Annotated in this window: 23 protein-coding genes and 2 other RNA genes; 14 read left to right on the top strand and 11 right to left on the bottom strand. The window is 34.5% G+C overall.

What is annotated here, in order from left to right:
* Positions 1-49: 49 nt before the first annotated feature.
* The 6 genes from AABM58_RS03915 to ffs form a co-directional block, all read right to left on the bottom strand.
* The gene (locus AABM58_RS03915; protein WP_265034554.1) at positions 50-547 is read right to left on the bottom strand and encodes an invasion associated locus B family protein; all 498 of its coding nucleotides are present in this window, start codon (positions 545-547) and stop codon (positions 50-52) included.
* Complete coding sequence (locus tag AABM58_RS03910) at positions 540-1,433, bottom strand: RNA polymerase factor sigma-32 (RefSeq protein WP_265034553.1); 894 nt, start codon at positions 1,431-1,433, stop codon at positions 540-542. The genes AABM58_RS03915 and AABM58_RS03910 overlap by 8 nt, the downstream gene beginning before the upstream one ends.
* A gap of 315 nt (positions 1,434-1,748) precedes the next feature.
* Entirely contained in the window at positions 1,749-2,426 is a 678-nt protein-coding gene (locus tag AABM58_RS03905) for a P44/Msp2 family outer membrane protein (RefSeq protein WP_338406411.1), read from the bottom strand.
* Positions 2,427-2,791: 365 nt separating this feature from the next.
* The gene (locus tag AABM58_RS03900; RefSeq protein WP_338406894.1) at positions 2,792-3,106 is read right to left on the bottom strand and encodes a YbaB/EbfC family nucleoid-associated protein; all 315 of its coding nucleotides are present in this window, start codon (positions 3,104-3,106) and stop codon (positions 2,792-2,794) included.
* A gap of 21 nt (positions 3,107-3,127) precedes the next feature.
* Positions 3,128-4,729 (bottom strand): DNA polymerase III subunit gamma/tau, encoded by a 1,602-nt coding sequence (gene dnaX, locus AABM58_RS03895; protein ID WP_338406410.1) that lies wholly within the window; start codon positions 4,727-4,729, stop codon positions 3,128-3,130.
* 15 nt (positions 4,730-4,744) lie between these two features.
* An RNA gene (gene ffs / locus AABM58_RS03890) (signal recognition particle sRNA small type) lies at positions 4,745-4,844 on the bottom strand.
* 89 nt (positions 4,845-4,933) lie between these two features.
* On the opposite strand from ffs, the gene AABM58_RS03885 reads away from it, so the two are divergent.
* Positions 4,934-5,587 carry a glutathione S-transferase family protein gene (locus AABM58_RS03885; RefSeq protein WP_338406409.1) on the top strand — a complete coding sequence of 218 codons (654 nt, stop codon included), beginning with the start codon at positions 4,934-4,936 and terminating at the stop codon, positions 5,585-5,587.
* Between the two features lies 1 nt (position 5,588).
* Here AABM58_RS03885 and AABM58_RS03880 read toward each other — a convergent pair whose 3' ends face one another.
* Positions 5,589-6,236 (bottom strand): O-methyltransferase, encoded by a 648-nt coding sequence (locus tag AABM58_RS03880; RefSeq protein WP_338406408.1) that lies wholly within the window; start codon positions 6,234-6,236, stop codon positions 5,589-5,591.
* A gap of 251 nt (positions 6,237-6,487) precedes the next feature.
* On the opposite strand from AABM58_RS03880, the gene AABM58_RS03875 reads away from it, so the two are divergent.
* On the top strand, positions 6,488-6,766 hold the full coding sequence (locus tag AABM58_RS03875; RefSeq protein ID WP_007551133.1) for a DUF2671 domain-containing protein: 279 nt from the start codon (positions 6,488-6,490) through the stop codon (positions 6,764-6,766).
* Between the two features lie 29 nt (positions 6,767-6,795).
* On the opposite strand, the gene AABM58_RS03870 is transcribed toward AABM58_RS03875, so the two are convergent.
* The 3 genes from AABM58_RS03870 to ssrS form a co-directional block, all read right to left on the bottom strand.
* Entirely contained in the window at positions 6,796-7,482 is a 687-nt protein-coding gene (locus AABM58_RS03870; protein ID WP_015589356.1) for a DsbA family protein, read from the bottom strand.
* Positions 7,483-7,535: 53 nt separating this feature from the next.
* Positions 7,536-7,997, bottom strand: coding sequence for a type II toxin-antitoxin system RatA family toxin (locus tag AABM58_RS03865; protein WP_338406407.1), 462 nt, complete (start codon positions 7,995-7,997; stop codon positions 7,536-7,538).
* A gap of 19 nt (positions 7,998-8,016) precedes the next feature.
* A non-coding RNA gene (gene ssrS, locus AABM58_RS03860) (6S RNA) lies at positions 8,017-8,177 on the bottom strand.
* A gap of 101 nt (positions 8,178-8,278) precedes the next feature.
* Here ssrS and AABM58_RS03855 point away from each other — a divergent pair.
* On the top strand, positions 8,279-8,869 hold the full coding sequence (locus tag AABM58_RS03855) for an MlaC/ttg2D family ABC transporter substrate-binding protein (protein ID WP_338406406.1): 591 nt from the start codon (positions 8,279-8,281) through the stop codon (positions 8,867-8,869).
* Positions 8,866-10,173 carry a bifunctional folylpolyglutamate synthase/dihydrofolate synthase gene (locus tag AABM58_RS03850; RefSeq protein ID WP_338406405.1) on the top strand — a complete coding sequence of 436 codons (1,308 nt, stop codon included), beginning with the start codon at positions 8,866-8,868 and terminating at the stop codon, positions 10,171-10,173. The genes AABM58_RS03855 and AABM58_RS03850 overlap by 4 nt, the downstream gene beginning before the upstream one ends.
* Before the next feature lie 293 nt (positions 10,174-10,466).
* Here the strand turns inward: AABM58_RS03850 and AABM58_RS03845 are convergent, their stop codons facing one another.
* A complete protein-coding gene (locus tag AABM58_RS03845) occupies positions 10,467-10,616 on the bottom strand; it encodes a hypothetical protein (RefSeq protein ID WP_338406404.1) in 150 nt (49 codons plus the stop codon).
* Between the two features lie 539 nt (positions 10,617-11,155).
* Between AABM58_RS03845 and AABM58_RS03840 the strand changes: the two genes are divergently transcribed.
* From AABM58_RS03840 to uvrC, 10 genes are all read left to right on the top strand, one after another.
* The gene (locus tag AABM58_RS03840) at positions 11,156-11,797 is read left to right on the top strand and encodes a protocatechuate 3,4-dioxygenase (RefSeq protein WP_338406403.1); all 642 of its coding nucleotides are present in this window, start codon (positions 11,156-11,158) and stop codon (positions 11,795-11,797) included.
* 97 nt (positions 11,798-11,894) lie between these two features.
* Positions 11,895-13,397 carry a leucyl aminopeptidase gene (locus tag AABM58_RS03835; RefSeq protein WP_338406402.1) on the top strand — a complete coding sequence of 501 codons (1,503 nt, stop codon included), beginning with the start codon at positions 11,895-11,897 and terminating at the stop codon, positions 13,395-13,397.
* A 237-nt stretch (positions 13,398-13,634) separates the two neighbouring features.
* Positions 13,635-13,847 carry a hypothetical protein gene (locus AABM58_RS03830; RefSeq protein WP_017532424.1) on the top strand — a complete coding sequence of 71 codons (213 nt, stop codon included), beginning with the start codon at positions 13,635-13,637 and terminating at the stop codon, positions 13,845-13,847.
* A gap of 5 nt (positions 13,848-13,852) precedes the next feature.
* Positions 13,853-15,901, top strand: a complete 2,049-nt coding sequence (gene nuoG / locus AABM58_RS03825) for an NADH-quinone oxidoreductase subunit NuoG (protein ID WP_338406401.1) — start codon at positions 13,853-13,855, stop codon at positions 15,899-15,901.
* Complete coding sequence (gene nuoH / locus AABM58_RS03820) at positions 15,885-16,910, top strand: NADH-quinone oxidoreductase subunit NuoH (protein WP_338406400.1); 1,026 nt, start codon at positions 15,885-15,887, stop codon at positions 16,908-16,910. The genes nuoG and nuoH overlap by 17 nt, the downstream gene beginning before the upstream one ends.
* Complete coding sequence (gene hemB, locus AABM58_RS03815) at positions 16,903-17,898, top strand: porphobilinogen synthase (RefSeq protein ID WP_338406399.1); 996 nt, start codon at positions 16,903-16,905, stop codon at positions 17,896-17,898. The genes nuoH and hemB overlap by 8 nt, the downstream gene beginning before the upstream one ends.
* Before the next feature lie 146 nt (positions 17,899-18,044).
* Positions 18,045-18,803: a phosphatidylglycerophosphatase gene (locus AABM58_RS03810; protein WP_338406398.1), complete on the top strand. Its 759-nt coding sequence runs from the start codon at positions 18,045-18,047 to the stop codon at positions 18,801-18,803.
* Positions 18,804-18,847: 44 nt separating this feature from the next.
* Positions 18,848-19,687, top strand: a complete 840-nt coding sequence (locus tag AABM58_RS03805) for a glycine--tRNA ligase subunit alpha (protein WP_338406397.1) — start codon at positions 18,848-18,850, stop codon at positions 19,685-19,687.
* Between the two features lie 3 nt (positions 19,688-19,690).
* Positions 19,691-21,808, top strand: coding sequence for a glycine--tRNA ligase subunit beta (gene glyS / locus AABM58_RS03800; RefSeq protein WP_338406396.1), 2,118 nt, complete (start codon positions 19,691-19,693; stop codon positions 21,806-21,808).
* On the top strand, positions 21,792-23,609 hold the full coding sequence (gene uvrC, locus AABM58_RS03795) for an excinuclease ABC subunit UvrC (RefSeq protein ID WP_338406395.1): 1,818 nt from the start codon (positions 21,792-21,794) through the stop codon (positions 23,607-23,609). Before glyS ends, uvrC begins: the two co-directional genes overlap by 17 nt.
* The last annotated feature ends 2 nt before the right edge of the window (positions 23,610-23,611 follow it).

The raw sequence follows: 23,611 nt of genomic DNA, 5'->3' as shown, positions 1-23,611 counted from the left end.
AAAGAGTAGTCTAGTTTATACTATAGCTGGGTATTCTGTTACAATAAGTTTACTTTGTATGGCATAAATCATGCATTTTTTGATACGCTTTTTGAAAACCAAGTAGGGAATAAGTATCATCAATGGTCACTGTTTTTGTTTTTCCATTAACTACCATTGATAATCCCTGCTTCATTTTTAGAATGAGATCTTGATCTATTTTTGTATGCTCTGCCCACGCAAAACTTCCCTGTATTATGGGCAATGTATATTTAATTTTTTTGTCGATATTGAGAGCTACAGGCTCCTTGTCATACTGAAAACCAGAGGTAACGCTTACCTCATCTGCTTTTTTATCAACATAACTAACCATTACATATGGCTTGCGGTTGGTTGTATAATGTTCGCTTTTTTTTTTAGGATAGGATACAATATAACATACTTTCTCTCCATCTTCCAATGCAGTATACACGAGCCAATCTTTATATTTTTCCTTCAGTTGCACATCACTAACTGATGCAAAAGCGTCTATCGAAAAAAATATTAGAAATATAAAAAAACTACGCATGCAAACCAAATTTCAAACTTTCAGATTGTATATATCGTTTTACCTTAGCCATCGCCTGCTCAGCCAACTGCCTTATTCTTTCTCTTGAAACACAATACTTTTTACTAAGTTCATCCAGAGTTTGAGTGTTTTCAGACAAATATCTACTGATAAAAATGTCTCTTGCCCTTTCGTTGAGGCTCGCTAGTGCATTGTTTAAAATTGTTTCTTTTAATTCTTTTTCTTCATGATTCTGATAGGTTACTTCTTGACTGACCAAGTTACATGGGATCATATCTTGCAACTCCCTTTTAGAGTCATCACCTATTTTTATGCAATCGTTTAGCGACTGATCCTTACAAGCCAAACGGTAATTCATCTGCAGAACGTCTCCTTCGGATACAGAAAGCTCATTAGATATTGCTTTTATTTCTTCATTACTTAAAGTTTCCCTGTTTGTATACTGTAAAATTCTTTTTTTTATTTTACGTAAACTAAAAAATAATCTTCTTTGTGCTTGCGTTGTACCTATCTTCACAAATGACCAAGATTTCAATATAAAGTCTTTTATTGAAGCTTCAATCCACCACACTGCATAAGTTGAAAAACGAAACCCTAAATCAGGATTAAACTTTTTTACTGCATGCATTAAACCCATATTCCCTTCCATGACCAGGTCCATCAACAATAGTCCATAATTTTTGAATTTCATTGCAATTTTCACTACCAAATTCAAATGGCTGGTAATCAATTTATGAGCAGAAGAAATATCCTTGTATTGGTTCCAATTTTTTGCTAGTTGTACTTCTTCCTCTTGAGACAGCATGGGAAATTTTCGCACCCTAGCAATATATTGCATGAGATTGGTTCTGCTATCAACACATAAGCTTGCCATTGGGGTCAACATAACAACTTAAATTAAAACTTCATGCATATAATATATTGATTTTCCAGCAAAAATTCAAGCTTTGATTTGAAAAAAGTACAAACCTTCCATCTATGGGATCTTAGAAACCCCAGCATCAGCTACCTGGTTGACACCATATAATATTAAATGACATCCTGCCAGCGTGTAATGATAAACATTATAGTGTAAATACATAGTAAGTGATGTTATTCCAGTGCCTTGACACTGGAATCCACATTTCTTTTTTCTAGATCCCAGTGTCATGCTACTTGGATGACAAGAAAAAACCCACTGGGATAACAAGACTGAGATAGACTAGAAATTAAACGCTACTCCAGCTTCTGCACCAACAGTGCTGTAAAGAACTTTGTGTTCCCCTTTGTCTTTGCCTGTAATAGCATCTTTATCAAAATTAGCACCAAAAGAACCGAAATAACGAGCCCCAGCGTAGAGTTTAATTTCTGGAGTTACATCATAACTAACACCAGCTTTTACTTGACCAGCAAAACCAAATTTATAGGTTTGATTATCCACGGCTGTCTTTAAAGGAGTGCTAATATGTGCTGCACCAACACCAACACCAATGTATGGAGTGATAGGCATATCTTCAATTGCTACATCGTAATAAACGTTAACTAGTCCTGAAATTGCTGTTAAATTATCTGCAACTGTACTATCTACTACATCTGCATCTTTATTCAACCATGAGTAAAGTCCTTCAACGTCAACCCTGATGTCGTCCATTTTATAACCAAACGCACCACCGCCAGCTATAAAAGATGGTTTTAAGGGACTATTCTTTTCTTTACCTGCGGTATGTTTAATACCTCCAATGTCTGTGAAAAGAGGTACAAATTCACCATTGTATTGCAAACGAACGTAGTAGCTAGTTTCTTCATCACTTATTGGACCAACAGGATCTGAAAAAGCAGAGTTTGATAAACTTAGCAACGTTGCTAAAGCGGCTGCTGAAAAAAACTTTTTATAATGCATAATTGTCCTCGTAAAAAAATTAAAATTCCACTTTAGCAGTCTAAGTAACAACTAAAGTTAAGTCAAGTGCTAACTTAATAACACAAAATATTCTACATTTTAACTAATTTTTAGGAGAAGACAAAGATTTTATTAATGAATAAATACGACTTTTTTACTCTTGATTTTTTGGTATAGCTAACACAGGTAAGATTTACTATCGAAAGACCTCGTCATTCCGCTACGTGTTAGCGGATGAGATACCGCGAATGAATCACGGTATGACGTAGGGCTGTGCTAGCTATAGGTGCATTATATGAAGAAGTACTAGCGTTGGAAATATTAGAAAAAAAATACTTACACTAAAAGAAACTTCAGTAGTAAATTCAAAAAGGAAGTTTAAATCCAGGTGGTAAACCCATCATACCTGCAAGATCAGAAGTTGCATTTGCCATATCTTCTTCTGCTTTTTTAACGGCATCATTAAACGCTGCTGTTACTAAATCCTCTACTATATCTTTTTCCTCATTTCTCATAAGTTCTAAGTCTATGTTCACCTTTTTAGCTTTATAGCTACCTATTTTTATGACTTCCACTAATATAGAAACTTTGCCACCACCAGAAATACCTTGAAACTCTTTTCCAATATATTTTTCTTGAGCTTCTGCAAACTTTTTTTGCATCTCTTGCGCTTGTTTCATTATTTGACTAAGATCCACAACTTACTCCTTATTTTCTATATTAACTACTTTTGCACCTTTAAACGTGTCAAGGATATCCTTAACTGCAGGTGCATAATTTAAATTACTCACTTCCCTGTTTATATAACCCGTATCAACTGTAATAACCCACTCCTGCTGAGTCACCTGGTTTAAGTAATTTTTTAAATCATTGCAAAAATTACTATCCAACTTAGATACAGCTTTTAATTTTAAATATCCAGGTTTACAATCTATTAATTGTAGATTATTACACAGTTGTTTGTAAAGATAAATTTGGTTACTCCGCCGTAATAGTTGCAAAATCTTATCAAAATCGTAATTTTGTTGTTTATTTTCCACATGGATCCCAGTGTCACGCACTGGGATGACAGAGTGGGGTTGTTGTTTACTTTCCACATATTTTTTTGGATCCGAGTAGTCAGCTACTTGGATGACAGAGGGGGAAGGTGCAACAGGTCTGCCCTGTCTATTTTCTTGCTCTGCATTCTGTGAAAGAACTTTTTTGATCACCTGTTCTGGAGAAGGTAGATCAGAGAGATAGCAAAGACTAATTAGCATCATTTCAGCAGCAACATCATTGCATGTCGAAGCTTTTACATCTTGAATACCTTTAAGGAGAACCCTCCACAATCTCGAAAAAAATATTAAAGATCTCTTTATACTTAAATCTTTTATCCTGTTCTTTTCATACTCTGTAACTGCATTATCAATTTCTTTTGTAATCAAAAAACGGCATACTAACTGAATTGTTTGCAATAGACCTTCAAAAATACTAAGTGGGTTTGCTGTTTTTATCGCCTTGTCAAACACTGATAGAGCTTTCTGTAAATCACCTTCTAATATTGCCCCTAATAGATCGAATATAATATCTTTATCCACTAGGCCAAGTATGTCTGTCACATTTTTAGTGGATATTGCACCATCTTTGCTATATAGCACTGCTTGATTCATCAAAAACAAGGCGTTACGCATTGAATTTCCAGAATGTCGTGCAATTAATTCTAATGCTCCCTTTTCAATGGAATAACTCTCTTTTTGTGCAACATCATTTAAACGTTCCACTATTTTAGCTACAGGAATGTTGTGTAAATCAAATCTTTGACAACGTGCAATAATAGTTATTGGTATCTTTTTTATTTCCGTAGTTGCTAAAATGAATTTTACACTAGATGGTGGCTCTTCTAGGGTTTTAAGTAATGCGTTAAATGCGCTGCTGGATAACATATGTACTTCATCTATAATGTAGACTTTGAATTTAGAGCTTATAGGTGAATAGCAAATATCTCCCAGGATTACTTTAATATCGTCAATGCTAGTGTGACTTGCTGCATCGATTTCAATCACATCTGGATGGCTTGAATTTTTTATTGCTAGACAATTTTCACATGATCCGCAAGGTTCAAAAATTGGCCCCAGGGAACAATTCAAACATAAAGCTATTATCCTTGCAGTGGTAGTTTTACCAACTCCACTACTACCAGAGAGCAGTATAGATTGTGGAATTTTGTTTAAAGTAAAAGCATTTTCTAACACACGCACTAATATATCTTGACCTACTAGATCTTTAAAGCTACTAGGACGATGTTTTAATGCTATATTCATAGCCTCGGATAAAACAAATAATGAAATAGGTATGCAACCCAAAAAGGTTCCGATATGGCTGCTTCATTTCTGATCTGACCAAGTTACAGATTTTTTGCCTGCATACCTTATAAAATATTATACTTTTTTTTTTATTTAGCAAGGTATATCCTATGTTAGTTTATGATCAGTCGGGGTTGCATAAACTATATATAGAAATTAATTATGATTTTATATCATTTTCCTCTTTGTCCATTTTCACGAAAAGTTAGAGCTCTTCTCAAAGAAAAAAAGTTGAGCTGTGATCTAGTGTATGAAAATCCGTGGGAAAAGCGGAATGAATTTATGGAGATCAATCCAACCGGGCAAGTACCAGTATTAATAGATAATAACTTTGTAATAGCGGATAGTAATGCCATTTGTGAATATATAGAAGAAACTTACAATAGCGACATCAAATTACTTGGTTCATCCACTATTATTAAGTCTAAAATACGCGCTCTAATCAATTGGTTCGATAACAAATTTTACAATGAAGTTACTAAGTATATTATGAATGAAAAAGTAATTACTAACCGCAGCCCTGACTCTAGATTTCTTCATGCAGCTCAGCATAACCTGCCTTACCATATGGAATACATCGAACACTTAATTAACAAGAACGTTTGGCTTGCAACTGATAAGTTCACTTTGGCTGATATTACTTTAGCATCGCATATTTCCGTAATGGATTATGTAAGTAGTTTTCCATGGGAAAAAAGTAAAATTTTAAAAGAATGGTACTCCATTGTTAAATCAAAGCCTTGTTTTCGTGAGATATTATTAGAGAGGATTTCTGGTTTAATCTCTCCTAAACATTATGCTGACCTTGATTTTTAACTTATGTTAGCTTTAAAGCTACAGTCATTCCTTCATCAGTTGGAATCAATATAGAGAAATATTTTTTTTCATCTGATAATCTATTATTAAACTCCCTCATAGCATGCCATGATTTTTCTGATACTTCTTTTGGAGGCGATTCTAAAAATACTGTGTTAAACAATAGAGTGTTATCTGCAACGATTAGCCCATCTTGTTTAATGTATGACTCTGCCCAATCTAAATATTTAGGATAACCACCTTTATCAGCATCGATAAATATCATGTCAAATGGTGCTTTTGCTGATAATTCATTAAGTTTTTCCAATGCATTGCCTTCTATTAGAGTAATTTTATCACTCAGATTAAAAGCACTAAAATTTTTTTTTGCTATTCTTGAGTATTGAGGGTTATTTTCTATTGTATATATGTGACCATCTTCCAGTAGAGCTTTTGCCATGCAAATCGACGAATAACCGTATAACGTGCCAATCTCAACAATACTTTTGATTTTATGGATTTTTATAAATAAACTTAATAGCTTTCCTTCTTCAGGGCCGATCTGAATATGTTGCTTTTTTTCAAGAATACAATATTCTTCTATTGTTTTATATTCTTTTGCAAATAGATTTCTTATGTATGACAATTTTATACTAAAATTATTACGCATATATTATAAATTAAGGAAGCTTAATTCATACACAATTTATAAATATAATAATATAGTTTGAAATAATAAAAACATTTATTTTAAGTTATTATTTCATAGTATAAAATTTTAAGTGACAAGAATTATTATATATTGTACTATAGTTAACTAGTATAATAAGCAGTCGATTATTGTGCTGGAATTAAAGAGATTGTTTATGCGCATTTCTCTTTATTAAAATATAATTTTTATAATCAATTAGAGGGGGTTATATGTCTTATACTATTGCTAGCGAAGTTGAAACGTTAAACAAAAAATCTAACAAGAATGAAGGGGTTATGTTACTAAATAATCCAGCTTATCGTGAAAAGTATAAAGAACGTTTTGATGAAGCTCAGAGAAAAGTTATGGATATGGTTCAGTTTTATGATGGAACAATAGTATTAATAGAGAATAAAATTGCTATGTATTACTACGCTTGGCACAGTAAAAAAAGAGAATTTGAGCGTAAAAAACAACAAACAGTCGTAAAAAACAATGACTCAGCATAGAGTCTTTTATATGGTAAGCTACAGTGGTATTACTTCACTATAGCTTTTCCATATAATTTATCTATCACGTCAGTGAGGTATTTCAGCTCTTTATACCCTTCATGTTTAACTTTATTATGCTCTATATATGACTTACCATCGTTAAGCTTGATGAAAAATATTGGGGTAGCTGTGATACCAAGTTTATTAATTGCCAGTGATTTATCATTTATGATTTTATCCATAATTTTCTTATCATTAATGCATTGGTTAAATGCATCTTGCTTTAAGTTGCTTAGTGCAGCAATTCTTTGTAGTAAAGTCAAATCACTTAAATTGTAGTAATTCCACGAATCTATTGAGTTAAAAACAGCTTTGTTAAAATTAAAGTAGTCTTCTTGTTTTTCGTAGCAATGACTTAGCATTGCAGCCTTTAGTCCTCTGTAATCCAAAGGAAAATGACGAAATATGTATAACATCTTACCTGTGTCTATATATTTCTCTTTTATTTTAGGAAAAACATTCTTATGAAAAAGAGAGCAGTGATAGCAAGTTAATGAAGCATATTCTATCATTAGAATTGGTGCTTTTGGATCTCCTAATAATTTATCATCGGGTAATAGTGATAGTAACTCCTTTGATGTTATTTCATTAGTTTCTTTTTGAATATGTTGGTTAACAACTGCATAAGAATTAACACTTATAAAAATTGATAAAAGCAATAGTCTAAAAATCATTACGATATAAATACTTAACTTACTAAAAAAATTATATATTTATATAAATAATGTCAAGGTAACTTTTGTTTAGCAAGGCTTTCAGCCCTGTCTTTAAATGCAGCAATTATTTTACTTTGTGTATATTTATATACTGAGTTTAATAGGGTTGAAAATGAGTTGGACTTAAACTTAAACTCTATATAAAACTTTACCATAGTTTTATTTTCATCTATGGGAATGAATTGCCATTTATTGCATAGATGTTTAAATATTCCATTTGATGATACAGCTTTTATCCAACCTTCATTTGTTCTACTTGGAGAAAGAAAGGTTACCTCTGATGTATATCTTCCTTTAGTTCCATGAAAAGCTGCTAGAAGGTCCACAACCATTTGATTGTCAATTTTTTCTTTTATATAAACGGCTTTGCACCAAGGAACAAAATCAGGATACCTTTCAACATCAATTACAATTTGGAATACTTCATTAGGCGAACATAGGAAGGTACCTTGTTCTCTGTATTGATGAAGCATAAATTTAGTACCAATCAAAAAAGGATCCGTATCTACCGTCAGCCTTAGTAGATTCCTGAGACTAAAGTTAAGGTGGGCATCGCGTATTAATTTCAACGAAATTAATAGAGGCAATTCCCTTGACTAGAAATTATCGCTCGGGAAATTTAACTTAACTCATAACGCATAGCACAGACCCCTACTTGAATTATAGATGATTTACACAGAGCATGTCTATAGGTATATTAAAGTCAGCGATTGTTATTTAATCTTTATTAAACTTTGCATTTTAAGTATATCTTATGAATATTACTAAAGTTTTAATCATTATTGTTTTTATTGTAATTTCTTCAAGTGCTTACACTAATTGTACAGGTCACAAAATTTTTGTGCATACTATGAAACAACAAGTAGACAGCATATCTACAAAAGGAAATAGAAAAAACCTAGAGCATGTACACGAAAAGCTTCAGGAGGTCATTCAGAATAATGTTAACCTCAAAGAAATATCTCGATTTGTCATGGGAAAATATGGGGTTTTGACTACCCAGAAGGAAAGGGAAGATTTCTTAAGAGAGTATGAAGTGTATCTTACACGTTTGTGCGTTAAAATTTTATCTAAATACATGAGTAATAGTGAAATGATCATAATAAGCTCAAGAGCAGTTGACGATGAAACTTGCTTAATTAGTACAAGATTTTCTTACGGTGATGAAGAATTTACAAATATTGATTTTAAAGTTACTAAAAATAACAGTTCTTTCTTGATAAGTGATGTTGTAATGAGTGGAATAAGTATTGCTATTAATCAACGTTCTCAATTTAGTGAGAAGATTGACACGCATGGCATAGCAAGTGTGATAGGTGAATTAAAATGTAACAATAATCTATGATATATATGCCTCATTGGCCTAAGCCACTTGGTAGCAGGCCGAATGATTTTTCTCTTGATCGCATAAAAAGCTTTCTTAGTAAACTAGATAATCCCGAGAAAAAAGTGCCTCCCGTAATTCATATAGCTGGAACTAATGGGAAAGGCTCAACACTAGCATTTATAAGATATATAATGCAAGCAGCAGGGTATAAGGTACACGCATACACTTCTCCACATTTGGTGAATTTTAATGAAAGAATAGTTATTGCAGGCAGTTATATCGACGATAATGAATTATATAGCTTGTTAGAAGAATGCCGTGCCGTAATTGCAGAACAACCTATCACTCTGTTTGAAGCTGCAACTATTGCAGCTTTTTTAGCTTTTTCTCGTCATAAAGCCGATATAACTTTAATTGAAGTGGGTATGGGTGGAAGACTTGATACAACAAATGTTATAGATAGTCCGATTTTAACAATAATTACTTCCATTGCACTTGATCATACGGAATATCTTGGCCCTACTATAGAAATTATAGCAGGTGAAAAGGCTGGAATAATGAAACCTAATGTTCCTTGCGTGATAGCACCACAAGAAAAATCTATAATGAACACGCTAGAATACCACGCAATAAATAAGAAATCTCCCTTATATAGAGGAGGTTTTGAATGGAATTGCAAAAAAAAGAACAACAAAATGGTTTTCCAATCAGCTATTCAATCAATAGAATTTCCTTTGCCGTCTTTAAAGGGTGATCACCAAATAATTAATGCAGGCAATGCTATTGCAGCATGTAGCATTTTGAGTGGAAAATATGGATTTGATATTGGAGAAGAGGATATCACTTCAGGTTTACAGTGCACTTATTGGCCTGCACGACTGGAGCGTATAAAAGAGGGCAATTTAATTTCTTTATTACCAAAAGATTGGCAATTATTTTTAGATGGTGCGCACAATAATGATGGTGCTAGAGTGCTATTTCAGTGGATAAAAGATAATTTTGCTGAAGGTATCTATATAATTTTTGGTGTTACTCGTAACAGAAATGTGGAAGAGTTCTTAGAACACTTAAAACCATATATCAAGTTATTATGTGCGGTTTGTGTTAAATCTGAGCCCAAAGCAACAAATACAAACTTGATTAGGGAAAAAGCCAATAACATAGGAATAAAAGCAATTGAGTGTGAGTCAATTGGCGATGCAATATCAAATCACATATTAAAAGCCTCTATCCAAAACGTCAAAACCATACTGATCTGTGGCTCGTTATTTCTAGCCAGAGACTTCGCTATGGAGAATACTAACTTTAATGATATTAACTGACCGATGGGAAAATGACTTCGATTATTTATAGTGTTGTATGTAGCGACTAAAATTGTCATTACAGCGCTTAGTGTACGACAGTGCTCCAACATTTAGGGTTGCAGTTTGCATGGCAGATCTGAGTAGCTCAAATCCAATTCTCCTATCATGCAAGCCCTATGATATCATTCAATTCTTGTCATCCCAGTACCTCCTTCTCCTGTCATCCAAGTAGCTGACACTGGTTCCTTTATGACGGCAGTGCCCTCTTCTTGTCATCCGAGTAGCTGACACTGGTTTACTTTATGATGGTGTCATCCCAGTACTCCTTTTTTTGTCATCCGAGTAGCTGACACTGGAGTAACGCCCTCCTTTGTCATCCGAGTAGCTGACACTGGGATGACAAAAAAAGGAGCACTGGAATGACATCCTCCTAGTAGAGATCGCTTTTGTAATTGCAACATTCGTGTAATCTTTAGCCATAATATTTAAGAAATTTACCAAACGAAAAAAAAGGCAAAAGAAGCCCCGTGGTTGGCTAATTACTTACATTATACTTTCAAGTATGGCGTTTTTTTATTCTAAACGCTTAATAACCGCGATTTAGCTGCTTTTTAATGCAACTAACCTTTAGTCATAAATGTTTAAGAAATTTACTAAACAGAAAAAAGGCAAAAGAAACCCTAGGGTAGCTAATTATTCACTATCCATTTTTTAAGTTGGCGTTTTTTGATGTTTTAAATGCTTTATAAGCGTATTTCAGCTTGTATAGGTAAAAACCTAGAAATTTGATAAAGACATAGAGTGCACATAGTGCAAAAAATTAAACATGAGACGCCAGATACGTTGAGTTTTTTTGTCATTTAATCTGTACAGAGAAGATAAATAAATAGCTTCAGTTTCATGATAAGGGGGCTGGCGGAGTTTGTCAAGTAAGTTTTTTCGTTTCTATTTCCAATAAAAGTTTGTTATATGGTTATGCAAGAAGTCTATTATAAATGAAATGAATGTGAAAAATATCTTGTTAGCACTTTTAGTACAAATGATATTCAGTTTGCCGCTATTTGCAGCTGATCCTGTTTTGCTTAACTGCATTGAAACTCCAGAGATTTATGATCTTGATGCAAGGCCAAAAAATTTTAACTCTTCAAACAATTTAAGAAGAAAACCTGGTTCTCCAAATAGTGCAACAGGAGAATTAATACACATAGTGGGTAGAATTACTGATATAAACTGTTTACCAATACAAAATGCTGTAGTTTCTATATGGCACGCAAATTCACGCGGCGTGAACCATTACGATAAGAATATAGAGGATGATCCGAATTTTGCTGGATCAGGAAGGTTTGTAGTGAATAATCTTGGCTATTATAATTTTATTACGATAGCACCTGGTAAAATTGGTGATAGAGCTCCACATATCAACTTTCTAGTTCAACATCCGGATTTTCCGGAATTCACAACGCAAATGTTTTTTGTTGACCATAATTGCGATAATTGTGCTGATCCTGTTCTTGGAGATTTTGTTAGTAATGGGCTTGCAAGCCTTCTCGTAACACCATTTACTTACAGTGATCAGGTCATAAAAACCTATACGTTTAACATTACCTTGGGCGGATATAATAAGTTCTCTAATAAAAGATAAAAAACCCTTGCATGTAAGGGAGTCCATAGTAAACTTGAGTGTTATTGTACTTAGGATGTATATGAAAAATATCTTACTGATGTTTTTGCTGTGTTTTATGTACAGTTTACAATTATTTGCAACGGAGATGCCAGCAATGAAAATAACAATTTCTAAAATTTCGCCCGATTTTAAAACAATAGTAACGGGTTTATTTGAGGACAACGAAACCGTAAATGATGGCGGAGTTTTGCAAGGAAAACAGGTCATAGATAATATAAAGCAATTTAGCGATTTCAATGGAAGTTTTGGTGAATTTTTCTCTACTGCTTTGCCAGAAGAAAAAAATGTCATAGTTGTCGGACTTGGTAAGAAGGATGAATGGAATGAAAATAAAGAATTAAATATTGGTGGTAAAATATATTGTGAGCTAAGCAGATTAAAAATTAAAAAAGCAGCGGTTTTAATCGAAGGTAGTGCAGCAAATGTTGCATATGGTGCGTTTCTGCGTAGTTTTAAGTTTGATAAGTATAAAACTAAAAAGGATGAGAAAATTACAGAGGTAGAGGAGATTACCGTATTAGTAAAAGATAAGCAATTAAGTAATGCTGAAAGATCATTTGAGCACTTAAGGCAAGAAGGTGAGAGTATATTTCTTGCGCGCTCTTTTATAACAGAGCCTCCTAACATTCTATATCCAGAATCCTATGCTGATCATATAAAAAAAGAACTTACTAAGCTTGGCCTTGAAATTGAAGTGCTTGATAAAAAGCAGATGGAAGAGAAAAAAATGGGAGCCTTGCTTGGAGTGGCACAAGGAAGTAGTAAAGAACCAAAATTAGTAGTGATAAAATGGAGTGGGACTTCTAAAGAACAAAAGCCAATAGCTTTTGTTGGTAAAGGTATAACGTTTGACACTGGTGGAGTATCACTCAAACCTTCACGTGGTATGGAGTCGATGAAATATGACATGGCAGGCTCTGCTGCTGTGGTTGGGGTGATGCATGCTTTAGCAGGACGAAAAGCAAAAGTAAATGCAATTGGCGTGGTCGCACTTGCAGAAAATGCAGTGGGTGGTAATGCTCAAAGACCAAGTGATGTAGTAACTTCAATGTCTGGACAGACAATAGAAGTGTTGAACACCGATGCAGAAGGAAGATTAATACTTGCAGATGCTTTATGGTATACGCAAGACAGATTCTCACCAAAATTTATGATTGATCTTGCAACTTTAACTGGTGCTATAGTGGTTGCACTTGGAAATAACGAATATGCTGGTCTTTTTTCAAATAATGATGAATTAGCAAGCCGTCTGATTGATGCAGGAAATGAAGTAAATGAGAAGTTATGGCGTTTTCCTATGAATGAAACTTATGACAAAATTATTGATTCACCGATTGCTGATGTTCAAAACATCGCTCCTGCAGGCTCTGGTGGAGATAGCATAATGGCTGCACAGTTTTTACAGCGTTTTGTGAATGAAACTTGCTGGGCACATTTAGATATCGCAGGCACTGCTTGGCACGAGAAAGGTACTGACATTTGTCCAAGAGGAGCAGTAGGTTTTGGTGTAAGGTTACTTAATAAGTTGGTTAAAAAGTACTACGAAGCCAATGATTAAAGGTCTTTATACTGGATTTATGGCTTAGCTACATGAACGTTTATTTTCGAGGCGCAGCAAATGAAAGTAGCTGATACATATTTCTTTTTTTCTGGTCAAGCACTGAAATGATATCAAGGGTAACTTTTTATTCAAATGATGATTATAATAAGAGATCTATTGAAATTTTAAAGTTATTAAATATTGACGCTATATACTTAAGTGTTAAAATAGAATGAAAAGTTTTTAGGAGTTTATATGGCAGCAGGTGGGAAAGCAAAGACAGCTAGTAAAAATAACCCTACTCAGCGTAAGAAAGCTGAGCAAAAAATGTATAAAGATAAACCGGTAAAACCTGTTAGATATATAGATCGTGATTCGCGCATGAATTATATGTCTGCTCAATATGACAATGGCAATCTGGTTGAAGATGAGATAAGCGGCAATCCTATAAAGTGGGAAGCTGTATAATAATTGTGGTTAAAGTTACTATTAATTCTAAGGAATGTGAAGTAGAGCATGGGCTCACTATAATTCAAGCTTGTGAAGTTGTGGGCATTGAAATTCCACGTTTTTGTTATCATGAGCGTTTAGCAATTGCTGGTAACTGCAGAATGTGTTTGGTTGAAGTGGAGGGTGGACCTCCAAAACCAGTAGCCTCTTGTGCAATGCCAGTTGCAGAAGGGATGGTTATTCACACTGATACCCCTAAGGTTAAAAAAGCACGTGAAGGTGTGCTTGAGTTTTTGCTAATTAACCACCCGCTTGATTGCCCAATTTGCGATCAGGGTGGTGAATGCGATTTGCAAGATATCACGATGGCTTATGGGAAAGGAACCAGCAGACTTGATGAGCATAAGAGGGCTGTGCCAAAAAAACACTTCGGACCACTGATTGAGACCGCGATGAATCGATGCATTCATTGCACTCGGTGTGTTAGATTTTTGTCTGATGTTGCAGGTACAAATGAACTTGGAGGAATCGGAAGGGGAGAAAATGTAGAGATTAGCACTTACATAAAAAGGCATATTAGTTCTGAATTATCTGGAAATATCATAGATCTCTGCCCGGTAGGAGCTTTAACTTCAAAGCCTTACTCCTTTACAGCGCGTCCATGGGAGCTATCACATTGTGAGACTATAGATGTGCTAGATGCTGTGGGTAGCGCAATTAGAGTTGATTATCGTGGCCCGGAGGTTATGAGGATATTACCAAGGCTGAGCGAAGAGGTAAATGAAGAATGGATATCAGATAAAACCCGCTTTGCCTATGATGGACTAAAAGTTCAACGTCTTGATCGACCTTATATAAAAAAAGATGGTAAATTAGCCCCAGTTGATTGGAATGAGGCATTAACTGTTGCTGCAAAGAAATTAAAGAATACAAAATCAAATAAAATAGCTGCAATTGCAGGTGATTTAGCAGATTGTGAGTCTATGCTTCTACTTAAAGAAATGATGCAGAAGCTCGGCTCGGGAAATATAGATTGCAGGCAGGATGGTGCAAAACTTATACCAAATAATCGTGGATCGTATGTGTTCAATACCACTATTGAAGGTATAGAGAATGCGGATTTGTGTCTGCTTATAAATACAAACCCAAGGATAGAAGCACCGATCATTAACGTAAGATTGAGAAAGAGATATTTACAGGGCAACTTTCCTATTGCAAGTGTTGGTCCTAACATTGAATATTTATATCATGTTGAGAAATTGGGCAATAATTCTGGTATTTTGAGTGAAATAGCAAATGGAAATCATAAGTTCTGTGAGCTGCTGGTAGCTGCTCAAAACCCTATGCTGATTATCGGTCAAGATGCATTAATAAGAGATGATTCTGAATCAGTTTTAGCTCTAGCTGGCAAAATTGCAGAAAAATTTAATATGGTAAGAGATGACTGGAATGGCTTTAATGTGCTGCATAAAGCTGCAGCAAGAGTTGGTGGGCTAGATATTGGGTTTGTTCCTAAAAAAGGTGAAAGGGATATTAATCAAATATTGGAACATGCAGAAAGTGGTGAAATAGAAGTTGTTTATCTTCTTGGTGCAGACGAAATTGACACATCAAAGTTAGAAAACACATTTGTAATTTATCAAGGTCATCACGGTGATAAGGGTGCACATGTGGCAGATGTTATCTTGCCTGGTGCTGCATATACAGAAAAATATGCAACTTATGTAAACACTGAAGGTCGAGTGCAAAGAACAAATTTAGCTGTATTTCCTCCAGGTGAAGCAAAGGAGGATTGGTTAATTATTAAAAATCTCTCGCAATATTTGGATCTTTCCTTACCATATGATAGTTTATTTGACGTAAGAAAAAAATTAGATACTATCGGTCCACAGTTTAGAAATGCTGATCAAGTGGTAAAAAACACATGGGTACCAATCAGCAATGGTAAAATAAATTTAAGTAATACACCTTTTACTTTAAAGGAGTGTAATTTTTATATGACGGATTCAATAAGTCGCGCTTCAAAAATAATGGCAGATTGTACTAAAGCTTTTTATGAACACGCTAGTTAATATTTTATTTATTTTAGTACCGCTACTACTTTCAGTTGCATATTTGACATACTTTGAGCGTAAGGTCCTTGCTGCAATTCAACTGAGGCACGGCCCAAGTGTAGTTGGACCTTTTGGGCTATTGCAGCCATTTGCAGATGCTATTAAGCTTCTGATTAAGGAGCCGATAATACCATTTAGAGCGAGCACCATACTGTTCATTATGGCTCCAATGCTTACCTTTATCTTGGCATTAATTGCCTGGGCAGTTATACCGTTTGGTGCTGAAGTAATTGTAGAAAATGGCCAGCAAGTAGTTATTCCTAAGGTTATAGCAAATATTAATGTTGGAGTGCTTTATGTGCTAGCTATATCGTCGCTGGGAGTATACGGCGTGATTATTGCAGGCTGGTCAAGCAATTCTAATTATGCATTTCTTGGCGCTATACGGTCGGCTGCTCAGATGATTTCGTATGAAGTTTCAATAGGCTTAATAGTTGCTACAGTCGTTATTACCACTGGAACATTAAATCTTGGAGAGATGGTGGTAGCGAAACACAATATGCCATTTTGGGTTGATTTACTACTAATGCCTATAGGAATAATATTTTTTATTTCTTTGCTTGCAGAAACTAATCGTCACCCATTTGATTTACCAGAAGCTGAAGCAGAGCTTGTCTCTGGATATAACGTTGAATATTCATCCATGCCTTTTGCCCTCTTTTTTCTTGGAGAATATGCAAATATGATTTTAGCAAGTGCTATGATGACAATATTCTTTCTGGGGGGATGGTATCCTCCGTTAGAACTTGGTTTGCTTTATAAAATTCCAGGTTTAATTTGGTTCGTTTTGAAGATAATTATACTTTTATTCGTATTTATTTGGATTAGAGCAACAATACCTCGTTACCGATATGATCAGCTAATGCGCCTTGGTTGGAAAGTGTTTCTGCCAATATCGGTGCTTTGGGTGATCCTCGTTTCAGGGGTGTTGCTCTTTACTGGAAATTTGCCAGGATCCAATGTTTAATTTTCCAAATACACGGTTAAGGCGCAGGCGCTCGAGCAAATGGGTTCGCAATTTAACAAGTGAAAATAGTTTATCAGTAAATGATCTGGTTCTTCCTCTGTTTGTTCATGACAGAGAAGAAACAACTGAACCAATTTCTGGCTTACCAGGTGTAAAGTGTTATTCAATAGATGGGTTAGTGTCTATAGTTAAGGAAGCTAAAGATTTAGGAATTAATGCTGTTGCAATTTTTCCTGTAGTTGATAGTAAATTAAAATCTGAAAACGCTGAGGAAGCATATAATTCTGACAACTTAATCTGCAGAGCAATTTGTGCTGTAAAATTAAAGGTACCTGAAATTGGTATTATTGCAGACGTTGCATTGGATCCATACACTATTCACGGCCATGACGGCATTTTAAAAAGCAATCAGGTGGATGTAGAAAACGATGAAACCGTGTCGATATTATGTAAGCAAGCACTTGCTTTAGCAGCATCAGGATGTGATATAGTTGCTCCTTCTGATATGATGGATGGTAGAATAGGAAGAATCAGAAAATCATTAGATGATAACAACTTTCAAGACGTATTAATATTATCTTATGCAGTGAAATATTGCTCTAGCTTCTATGCTCCATTCAGGCAAGTCGTTGGTTCATGTAGGCTATCACATTCTATAGACAAAAGTGGTTATCAAATGGATTATAAAAATGCGCGCGAAGCAATGTGCGAAATTGAAATGGATATAAATGAAGGTGCAGACTTTATTATGATTAAACCAGGTATGCCATATTTAGATATTATCAAAACAGCAAGTGATAAGTTTAATTTTCCGATTTTTGCTTACCAAGTAAGCGGTGAGTACGCAATGATAAAAGCTGCTGCAAATAATAGCTGGCTAGATTATGACAAGGTGATTTATGAGTCTTTGATTGGTTTCAAACGTGCGGGTGCAAGTGCAATATTCACTTACGCTGCACTTGATATTGCAAAAAATTTAAGTGCATAAGCCCTATAAAATTATTAAATTTTTGGCGCACGTTCTTCTACTGTTGCTGCATACTACCTAAAATCTTCCAATACATGTTTTAAGCTATTGATAAGTCTATTACAATACAGTATTATAAATAATATAAACCAAGTGTTACTTAGAACATGGGGATTTTTTTTAAATTTTTGGGGAAGATGCTAGGCAAGGTTTTTCCTGCTAAAACAGTAAGCTCTCTTTTAGGAATAGGATATTTACCAAGTTGGCAGAACTATTGGTCTTCTTTTTTAATATTATTTATTGTCGATGTTATATTAATTCTTACATATGGAGGAGAATACTTACTATATAAAATGCCAGACTCAGGAATAGTTGTAGCTGCTGTTTTTACAAAATTGGCAATAGTTATGTTAGTAATGCAATTAATTGGAATATTTATTTTTCACGCTCAAGACCCTTCAGCAAACAGTGGTGAAGAAATAGTAATACAAATAGCGTCAGGGCAAGTACTGACTGTAGCACTTTCAATGCCGGCAATGATGTCGATTTATTATGCTGTAAGTAAACTCTATGGGAGTATATGTAAGCAGATGTTTCAATGCCCATTTTGGTTTAATGATTTTATGCACTTTTTCTTTTTTCTTATGATACCTTATGTGTTTTTTAATGTTGTAGAAGCAATAAAACCATGGCCAATAAGTTCAATACAGCTCAGCTATAATAATGCAATGTCAATTACATTTGAGGGGATTTTTCATACATTTTATGCGGTGATTTTACTGTATTTAATAGCATTTATATTCTGCGATTTAACTATGCATGATGCAATTGTCCTAAATAAAAGCATAATTCAGTATGTGAGGGAAAGTTCAGCAGTTTTAGGTGATTATTTACATGATACTGTTAAAAAAATAGGTATTGAATAGTACTTATTTATTTATATATTTAGTATAAAAAGTGTGCAATTTGTGTGAACTTACAAAGTATAATAAAAGAGTTACAAGATTTTTGGGCTAGTGAAGGATGTGTTATACTTCACTCATACACATCTGAAGTTGGTGCTGGCACATTACATCCTGCAACAATTATGTCTGCAATTGATACAAAACCAACAAAAATTGCATATCTACAACCAGTAATTAGGCCAGCAGATGGGCGCTATGGCGATAACCCTAATCGCTTATATCAACATCATCAATACCAAGTTATAATAAAACCGTCTGGTAATAATTTACAAGACGTCTATTTAGATAGCTTAAAAGCTCTTGGCATATCTACAGAAAAATATGATATTAAGTTTGTCGAAGATGATTGGGAAAATCCGAGCGTTGGTGCATCAGGGCTTGGATGGGAAGTGACATGCAATGGAATGGAAGTAACACAGCTTACTTATATACAGCAAGTTGGAGGGATTGACTGCAAGATGATTCCTGGTGAGGTGGCATATGGGTTGGAACGTTTAGCAATGTGCATACAAGGTGTAGATAATGTTTACGATATAACTTGGAACGATAACGGTGTAACTTACGGAGATATTTTTAAACAAAGAGAATATGAATTTTCTTATCTAGCGTTAGATTATTATGATACTAAAGTGGTACAGCAGCAATTCGAAGATACGGAAAAATTGTGTAAGTTCCTTATTGAAAAGGAGCTACCAATGGCAGCTTATGACCAATGTATTAAAACTAGTCACCTACTTAATCTGCTTGATGCAAGAGGTGTGCTTGGTGTAAATGAACGTACAGCGCATATTGGTAGAGTTAGAGAGCTGACAAAAAAATGTTGTGAATTGTACATGAGTAAATAGCGTATGTCGTTGCAGTTATTATTTGAGTGCCTTTCAGAAGAAATACCACCGAGAATGCAGAATGTAGCTACAACTCAAGTTAAGAGCTGTATTGCCAATGTTTTTAACAAAAATAATGTAAAATTTACATCAATGGAGGTTTTTGTAACGGCACGTCGCATTACCCTATTTGTTGACAACATAAATGCTTTGGAGCTAAAGGATTCCAATAACGAAGTTAAGGGACCAAACATTAACGCACCAAAAAGTGCTATCGAAGGTTTTTTAAGAAAATATCAGAAAAATGAAGAAGATTTGCTCGTTCGAAAAGTAAATAATGAGGATTTTTACTTCATAAAAAGAGAAAGCTGCTCATTTAACATTCAAGAGTTTCTTAAAAATCAACTAGGAGAAATATTAAAAAATTTCTCTTGGCCAAAAAGTATGAGATGGGGCGAAGGAAAAGAAAGGTGGGTTAGGCCAATTAAAAATATTTTATGCATTTTAAATGACGAAATAATACCTGTATCTTTTGCAGGGATCACAGCATCTAACACAACATATGGCCATCGATTTCTCTCAAGTGGTACAGCGCTTACTGTTAAAGCACCTAAAGACTATTTTGAATTGCTAGAAAAAAACAGTGTAATTCTCCAAATGGACAAAAGAAAGCAATTTATACTAGATCAGATTAATAAATTCACAAAAGAGCAGAATTTACAACTTGAGAAAAATGATTATTTACTAAATGAATTGACAGGGCTTATAGAATGGCCAATTGTACTATTTGGTAAAGTGAGTCAGGAAAAATCATTCGGATTACCAAAAGAAGTAATACTTAGTATAATTAATACGCAGCAAAAATACCTTGCTTTAAGTAATGGAAAGAGAATTTCACACTTTGTCACTGTTGTCAACGTCAACAATGGTGAAGTTGTTAAAGGGCACGAAAGAATATTAGAAGCACGTCTTGCTGATGCCCAATTTTTAATATCTCAAGATAAAAAGGAAAATCTAGATTATTATGTCAAAAAATTAGGTTTGATATTATTTCATGCTTCTCTTGGCAGCGTGGGGGAAAAGGTGAAGCGTATTACGGCTCTGTCAAAGTATATAGCTATATTTATTCCACATGCTTCGCTGATAAAAGTTGAACGTGCTGCATATTTGGCAAAAGCTGATTTGGCAACATCGATAGTAAGAGAGTTTCCAGAATTACAAGGAGTAATGGGTGGATATTATGCTTCTTATTTTCAAGAAGATAGAGAAATAGTGGAAGCTATAACTGAACACTATAAGCCAATCGGGCCAGAGCAGGAGTGTCCTAAATCCCCTTCAGCAATTGCTGTGTCAATTGCAGACAAAGTGGATAGCTTAGTTGGTTTAATTGCAGCAGGTGAGAAAATCTCTGGTTCGTATGATCAGTTTGGTTTGCGGAGAATGACAATTGGTATAATTAGGACAATACTTGAAAATAATTTGTATATTCCAATTAGGCTAATGATAGACAAGTCAGTATCTTTATATTCAAGGCTTCTATTTAATAAAAATACAGCGTCAGTTGATAAGCCAAATAGAAAACAAATTTCAGAACTAGTATTTAGATTCTGCTTAGAAAGATTCAAGGTTATTTTAAAAAATAGAGATATAAGGCAAGATGTTGTAGATTCAATACTATATAAAATCGATATTAATGATCTGCTGACAGCAGAAAAGCAAACTGTTATATTGGATCGTTATCTTAGTACGCCAGAAGGTGAACAGATTCTAAGCACTTACAAAAGAGTCAGTAACATGATGAGCAAAGTAAAGAAAAGTGATGGCACTACTTATAGTGCATCTTACGGTAAGAGGTTTTTGATTGAAAGTGAAGAAATTGCGCTATCAAATTGTGCTATAACTGCTTGTAAAAACATAAAACAAGCGATAAAAAATAACCACTTTAATGTAGCACTTGATGAACTTGCTGGTTTTGCTCCGTTTATCAATCAGTTTATGGACAGTATAAAGATTAACTGTGATTCTGATAAGCTGAGAAGAAACAGATTATCTTTGCTTGAAAATGTAGTTTCCATCTTTCATTTAGTAGCAGATTTTAACCTCATACAGGTTAAGCAATGGATAAATGCTCAGGCAATATAAAGAACAAATCAAATCATCTCCACAGTCCTGTGGCGTGTATAAGATGGTTGGAGATAAGAATAAAGTTTTATATGTTGGAAAAGCAAAAAACTTAAAGTCAAGGTTATCCGACTACCTTCAATTCGAAAATCTTTCTGAACGAATTAGAGTTATGCTCTCACAGGTTATTAAGGTTGAAATATTCATCACTGAGAATGAAATCGAAGCACTGCTTCTTGAAGCACAGCTAATAAAATCGTTGAAACCACCTTATAATATTGTGCTTAAGGATGGAAAATCTTATCCTTATATAACAATTTCCAAGCACGATTATCCAAGAATAGCAAAATATAGAGGCAAATTTAAGAAGAATGAGTTTCATTATTATGGTCCCTTTACATCTGCCGCTGCTGTTAAGCAAACTATATTGTCATTGCAAAAAGCTTTTCTCCTAAGAGTATGTTCAGATCAATACTTTTCCTCAACAAAAAGACCATGTATTGAATATCAAATTAAGCGCTGCTCAGCACCATGCGTAGATAAAATCACAAAAGACGACTACTGCCAATCAGTAAAACAGGCACGAAATACATTGCTTGGAAGAAATAAGGAAGTGAAAGAACAGTTACTTTTCACAATGAGAAAGTGCAGCAGTGAAGAAAACTATGAGCTTGCTGCTATATATAGAGATCGGGTAAAGTTTCTTGAGCAAATTCAAATACAGCACACGGATTTTTCTTTTGAAAAAGATGCAGACTTCTTCAGTATTGTACGTGAAGAGGATCTAGCATGTATTAGTGTGTTATCGTTTAGAAATAAAGACAACTACGGCAGCACTCCTTACTTTGCCGAGAACTGTGGTGATCACTCAAATGATGAAATTTTATCCACCTTTTTGGTCAATTTTTATAATTCAGCTAACATACCTCCAATACAAATTTACGTTCCAGATTCTATTGTGGATAAGGAAATTATAGAACAAGCACTATATAAGGTTGCTCAAAAGCCAGTAAAAGTTCTGCATGCAAAGAATAAAAAAGAGCGTGATTTATTGAAATTTGTTTATGATAACTCTCAGCATAGCTTAGAGCAGAAGCTTATCGATTATAGAAATAACCTAGAAAAGCTTGAGGAGCTTAGCAAAGTTTTCTTGTTACCAAGTATTCCAAAGCGTATCGAGGTTTATGACAATAGCCATATATCTGGAAATCAACAAATTGGTGTAATGGTTGTTGCAGGGCAGGAGGGTTTTTTAAAAAGTGAGTACAGAAAATTTACTATAAAGGAAAAATTTTCAGGCGATGACTATAAAATGATGAGGGAAGTGCTAACCAGACGTTTCTCCGGCAATATAAAAGGCATAATACCTGATTTTTTACTGATTGATGGTGGGCCAGGACATGTTTCCATAGTACAGAATGTACTGGAAGTATTGAATATAAACGTTCCTTTTGCTTGTATGGCAAAAGGTCCTGATCGTAACGCAGGAAATGAAAGATTTTATATGCTGGGCAGGGAAGAATTCAGTTTGGCAAATGACAGCAAAGTCATGCTTTACTTACAATCGCTGCGTAATGAAGCCCACCGTTTTGCAATAACTTCACATAGAAAAAAACGCGATAAACAGTTCATAGTTTCACAATTAAGCAAAATACCCGGCATTGGCAACAAAAGAAAAAAAGCGTTGATGTCTTATTTTGGTTCAGTGAAAAATATAAGCAAAGCTTCTCTGGCTGAAATTCAAAACGTACCTGGAATTAGTAAAGGTTTAGCAGAAGTTATTCTTAAACACGTAAATTATAAGAGAGGAGTACTGGAATGACA

The sequence above is a fragment of the Wolbachia endosymbiont (group A) of Longitarsus flavicornis genome (assembly GCF_963931955.1).
GTDB lineage: Bacteria > Pseudomonadota > Alphaproteobacteria > Rickettsiales > Anaplasmataceae > Wolbachia.
Note: the sequence above shows the minus strand (reverse complement) of the source record. Positions and strands in the feature narration are given on the sequence as shown.

Coding starts and splice junctions, on each gene's coding strand:
- AABM58_RS03915 (WP_265034554.1), bottom strand. CDS start 547: ATGCGTAGTTTTTTTATATTTCTAATATTTTTTTCGATAGACGCTTTT.
- AABM58_RS03910 (WP_265034553.1), bottom strand. CDS start 1,433: ATGTTGACCCCAATGGCAAGCTTATGTGTTGATAGCAGAACCAATCTC.
- AABM58_RS03905 (WP_338406411.1), bottom strand. CDS start 2,426: ATGCATTATAAAAAGTTTTTTTCAGCAGCCGCTTTAGCAACGTTGCTA.
- AABM58_RS03900 (WP_338406894.1), bottom strand. CDS start 3,106: ATGAAACAAGCGCAAGAGATGCAAAAAAAGTTTGCAGAAGCTCAAGAA.
- dnaX (WP_338406410.1), bottom strand. CDS start 4,729: ATGAATATAGCATTAAAACATCGTCCTAGTAGCTTTAAAGATCTAGTA.
- AABM58_RS03885 (WP_338406409.1), top strand. CDS start 4,934: ATGATTTTATATCATTTTCCTCTTTGTCCATTTTCACGAAAAGTTAGA.
- AABM58_RS03880 (WP_338406408.1), bottom strand. CDS start 6,236: ATGCGTAATAATTTTAGTATAAAATTGTCATACATAAGAAATCTATTT.
- AABM58_RS03875 (WP_007551133.1), top strand. CDS start 6,488: ATGTCTTATACTATTGCTAGCGAAGTTGAAACGTTAAACAAAAAATCT.
- AABM58_RS03870 (WP_015589356.1), bottom strand. CDS start 7,482: ATGATTTTTAGACTATTGCTTTTATCAATTTTTATAAGTGTTAATTCT.
- AABM58_RS03865 (WP_338406407.1), bottom strand. CDS start 7,997: ATGCTTCATCAATACAGAGAACAAGGTACCTTCCTATGTTCGCCTAAT.
- AABM58_RS03855 (WP_338406406.1), top strand. CDS start 8,279: ATGAATATTACTAAAGTTTTAATCATTATTGTTTTTATTGTAATTTCT.
- AABM58_RS03850 (WP_338406405.1), top strand. CDS start 8,866: ATGATATATATGCCTCATTGGCCTAAGCCACTTGGTAGCAGGCCGAAT.
- AABM58_RS03845 (WP_338406404.1), bottom strand. CDS start 10,616: ATGTTGCAATTACAAAAGCGATCTCTACTAGGAGGATGTCATTCCAGT.
- AABM58_RS03840 (WP_338406403.1), top strand. CDS start 11,156: ATGAATGTGAAAAATATCTTGTTAGCACTTTTAGTACAAATGATATTC.
- AABM58_RS03835 (WP_338406402.1), top strand. CDS start 11,895: ATGTACAGTTTACAATTATTTGCAACGGAGATGCCAGCAATGAAAATA.
- AABM58_RS03830 (WP_017532424.1), top strand. CDS start 13,635: ATGGCAGCAGGTGGGAAAGCAAAGACAGCTAGTAAAAATAACCCTACT.
- nuoH (WP_338406400.1), top strand. CDS start 15,885: ATGAACACGCTAGTTAATATTTTATTTATTTTAGTACCGCTACTACTT.
- hemB (WP_338406399.1), top strand. CDS start 16,903: ATGTTTAATTTTCCAAATACACGGTTAAGGCGCAGGCGCTCGAGCAAA.
- AABM58_RS03810 (WP_338406398.1), top strand. CDS start 18,045: ATGGGGATTTTTTTTAAATTTTTGGGGAAGATGCTAGGCAAGGTTTTT.
- glyS (WP_338406396.1), top strand. CDS start 19,691: ATGTCGTTGCAGTTATTATTTGAGTGCCTTTCAGAAGAAATACCACCG.
- uvrC (WP_338406395.1), top strand. CDS start 21,792: ATGCTCAGGCAATATAAAGAACAAATCAAATCATCTCCACAGTCCTGT.